The organism is Gemella haemolysans (genome assembly GCF_901873445.1).
Taxonomy (GTDB): domain Bacteria; phylum Bacillota; class Bacilli; order Staphylococcales; family Gemellaceae; genus Gemella; species Gemella haemolysans_C.
Map to the genome: position 1 here is coordinate 1 of NZ_CABFLN010000005.1, position 1,366 is coordinate 1,366.

Annotated in this window: 1 protein-coding gene; it reads left to right on the forward strand. The window is 30.5% G+C overall.

Annotated features, from left to right (window positions below):
• The coding region (gene dltA, locus JX287_RS00815; protein ID WP_204641344.1) for a D-alanine--poly(phosphoribitol) ligase subunit DltA at nucleotides 1–1,366 on the forward strand (1,366 nt) is incomplete at both ends.

A 1,366-nucleotide genomic window follows, 5' to 3' on the forward strand; every position in this document is an offset into this window, starting at 1 on the left:
TGAAATTAACTTTTTTTGAAAAATTAGAACAGTATCAAAACAGTTCTAAAGAAGTATATATTAATAATATATATCAGGATGAAAATTTAACATACAAAAATTTAATAGAATATTCGGATAAACTTGCGTTTTATCTAGAAGAAAAACTAGGAGAAGATAAAAATCCTATAGTAGTGTATGGACATAAACATCCGTTTATGTTAGTGTATTTTTTAGCGTGTGTGAAGTCAGGACGAGCATTCTGTCCAGTAGATATAAATACACCAAAAGACAGAGTTGAAGAAATAGTAGAAACAGTAGAATCAAAACTAGTACTTGTCACAGAAAAAATAGAACTGACTAGAGAAATGCTAGATGTTAAGTCATCTAAAGAAATAATCTCAAGTACTCAAAATACTATTTCAAAAGAACACTACGTAAAAGATGAAGATTTGTTCTATATTATATTTACATCAGGAAGTACAGGAAAGCCAAAAGGCGTGTGTATTACATATAATAACTTGAATAACTTCTTACATTGGTATACAGGATATTATGATGAAAAAGAAGAATTAGTATTTTTAGGGCATCCACCTTTCTCGTTTGATCTATCTGTAATGTCATTGTGGCCAAGTATTTATCTAGGAGCATCTTTAGTACAAATAGATAAAAAACATCAAGAAAACTTCAAATTAATGTTTGAGGAATTGAATAAATCAAATGCTACAATATGGATTTCAACACCATCATTTATAGAAATGTGCTTTATAGATAAAAACTTCAATCAAAACTTAATGCCAAAAGTAAAACAATTTGTATTTTGTGGAGAAAAACTTTTTAGTACTACTGTAGCTAAAATCCATGAAAACTTTGAAAATGCGCAAGTAATAAATACATATGGACCAACAGAATCTACTGTAATGGTCACATGGGTTGAGATAACAAAAGAATTAAATGAGAAATACTATGAGAACCTACCAGTAGGAGAAGTGAAATGGGGTACTAAAGTACACCTAGAGAATCCTGATGAAGAAGGAAAAGGTGAGATAGTAATTACAGGTAATACTGTCGCAAAAGGTTATTTCAAAAACGATGCTATAACAAATGAAAAATTTGGATTAGGTGAAGTAGACGGAAAAGAAGAGAGAAGCTATCTTACTGGAGACTTAGGATATTTCAAAGATGGTATGCTGTTTTGTGAAGGACGCATAGACTTCCAAGTAAAACTACATGGGCACAGAATAGAACTTGAAGATATAGACAACAATCTACTTAAAAACAAAAAAATACGACAAGCTGCGACAGTACCAAGTTATGAAGATGGAAAAGTAAAATCACTAACATCATTTGTAGTATATAACGAAGAGATAGAAAAGCGCTTTGAAGT